This is a genomic window from Desulfitobacterium sp. LBE, from assembly GCF_007830365.1.
Taxonomy (GTDB): Bacteria; Bacillota; Desulfitobacteriia; order Desulfitobacteriales; family Desulfitobacteriaceae; genus Desulfitobacterium; species Desulfitobacterium hafniense.
Map to the genome: position 1 here is coordinate 4,745,442 of NZ_VLKD01000001.1, position 2,335 is coordinate 4,747,776.

The 2,335-nt window shown below is 49.9% G+C and carries 2 protein-coding genes and 1 pseudogene; 1 reads left to right on the forward strand and 2 read right to left on the reverse strand.

Features of this window, described 5'->3' with window-relative positions; genetic code table 11:
• Nucleotides 1–189, forward strand: a pseudogene (locus DESLBE_RS26835) (hypothetical protein); the annotation flags it as partial.
• Between the two features lie 26 nt (nucleotides 190–215).
• Here the strand turns inward: DESLBE_RS26835 and DESLBE_RS22400 are convergent.
• Together DESLBE_RS22400 and DESLBE_RS22405 are read right to left on the reverse strand one after the other, a co-directional pair.
• The gene (locus tag DESLBE_RS22400; protein WP_005816160.1) at nucleotides 216–1,442 is read right to left on the reverse strand and encodes an ATP-binding protein; all 1,227 of its coding nucleotides are present in this window, start codon (nucleotides 1,440–1,442) and stop codon (nucleotides 216–218) included.
• 317 nt (nucleotides 1,443–1,759) lie between these two features.
• Complete coding sequence (locus DESLBE_RS22405) at nucleotides 1,760–2,170, reverse strand: response regulator (RefSeq protein ID WP_058491096.1); 411 nt, start codon at nucleotides 2,168–2,170, stop codon at nucleotides 1,760–1,762.
• Nucleotides 2,171–2,335 lie beyond the last annotated feature (165 nt).

Sequence of the window (2,335 nt, forward strand, 5' to 3'; positions counted from 1 at the left end):
CACCTTTCGGAGCGGAGGGTTTTTCGCGTTAGTTTTGTCCGCGCAGCTTATGGAGCGACCGGTGTAAAGCAAAATCCTGGAGACTTCCGGCAGATCCCCCTGCTTGCGAAGAGGCTGCCTCACCGTATCCGTTCCAAAATTCAGCACCCTGCTAGTCAAAGGCAAGCAGGGTGCTTTTCTAATGAATAGTTTCTTTCTGTTATGCTCCTCCTGGCTCATATCAGATTGCAGGGGATAAAGCAGTTTTGCTCATCGATCGGTACCACTTCCTCACATAAGCAGAGGATTCCTCCGTGGCCGCGCTTGATAGACGATTTATCCAAAATGGTGTACTTGTTGATCTCACGGCTGTTGGGACTTGCGGATTTTTTGATTTCCAATGGGTGAAGCTGGTTGTTTGCTTCGACAATGATGTCAATCTCCTTGGCGTTGGAGTCCCGGAAGTAAGTGATAACCGCCTTCGAGGCGGAATAGGCGTAGCTTTTCAGCATTTCCGCCACGACATGGTTTTCAAAGTAGTGTCCGCTGGCCGCGCCGTTCATCAATGTTTCAGGGGTCAGCCACATGGAGAGGTGAGCGCAAAGTCCGGTATCGCAGAAATATAGCTTAGGGGCTTTGGTGAGACGCTTGAATGCATTATTGGCGTAGGGTTGCAGGAGGTAGACGATACCCAGCCCTTCCAGCAGCCGCAGCCACTCCTTTGCTGTTGGCTGCGAAATGTCCGCCGCTTCGCTGAGGTTTTTGTAGTTCACCTGCTCTGAGGTGAGCGCGGCACAGGCAGTCAGGAATTTGGCAAACCGCAGTGAGTCGGTAATGCCGCCCAATTCGGCGACATCGCGCATCAGATAGGTATTGACATAGGCGTTATAATACTCCTGCCGCTGTTCGGCGTCGGCATGAAGCACCTGTGGCATGCCGCCCCGCCAGATGTGTTCAAAGACTTTGAGCACATCGTTTTTTTCAGCAATTCGCTGCCGTGCAAACAGGCATTCCGGAGAAAAATCCAGGGAATTTTCAAATTCTATACCATCTTTTTCATTTTTGGAAAGGCTGTACAGCGTCATTATGCCAATTCGGCCTGCCAGAGTTTCACGCACGTTTTTCATCATTTCAAATTGCTGTGATCCGGTGAGCCAAATAAGGCCCGGTTCCTCGCTGCTATCACATAGGATTTTTATCTGGCTGAAGAGCTCCGGCGCGTATTGCACCTCGTCGATGAGGACAGGTGGCTTGTAGGTTTGAAAAAACAGTACAGGATCGGTTTTAGCCAGGTTTCGCGCCATTAAGTTATCCAGTGTGACGTAGGTACGGTTTTGCCCTTCGGCCAAATGTTTAAGCATAGTGGTTTTGCCGACCTGCCTTGCGCCTGTTACAAGCACCGCCTTGAAAAATTTGCTCATATGCAGGAACTTGCGTTCAAGGCTCCTTTTTATATAATTCATGACACATCCTCCTGCGCGGATTTAGGATAATATAAAGTTTGTTTTATATTATCCTAAATCCTTGCGAATGTCAACCGCCACTGACCTTGCCGCCCAAGCGGCGTCGGTAAAGACGGAAAAAACGACTTAGACAAGGCACCTTTCCCTATATTTCCCTCAACGCCTCGCCTTCATCATAATCAAATCCACCAGTTTTAGAAAGTATAATTTAATATAGTGGGTATTTTTCGATTTCCCCGCCTGTCAAATTCGACACTGGTGTCGAATTTGACAGGCGGTAATGAATCGTGAAGCTCCTGTACAAAAGGCGGGGCTCATCATCCACTATGACTGCAGCTTACTTTTTCTGCCGAGACCTTGTCCAGGATGTCCCAGATGGCTGCTGGCTGGGCCGGTTTATTCAAGACCCGGAGCGGCGACACGGCTGCAAAATCCTCTTGCTCCTCCGACGCCGTTATAAAAACGATGTGACACGCTTTATTGCGCTGCCTTATAGAGGAGGCAGCCTCAAGACCGGTGATCTTTTTCATCCGGTGATCCAGAAAGAAAAGATCAAATAGATTAGGGTTTTCGTTGAATTTCTCCAGCAGTTCCTCGCCGCTGCTGAATTCATAAAGGTTAAACCTGACTCCGCATCTGCTTTCATAGTCCTGAATGATAAGTTTCACGTACGCTCGCTGAAGTGCACCGTCATCACACAGGCTGATATTCAACCCGGCGGTCAGCATGGATTCCGCCGGGCCTTTCTCCTTGGCCCTTGGCCGGTTCCTGCTCTGCTATCCATAACTCTATTTCCCCCTTTTCCGCCCGGCACCGGACCGGCCCCTCATCAAGGGTCCGCTTCCGGCAGCCTGGCGGTGATCAGGGGAAATTAAAAGACGCATGCAAGGGTT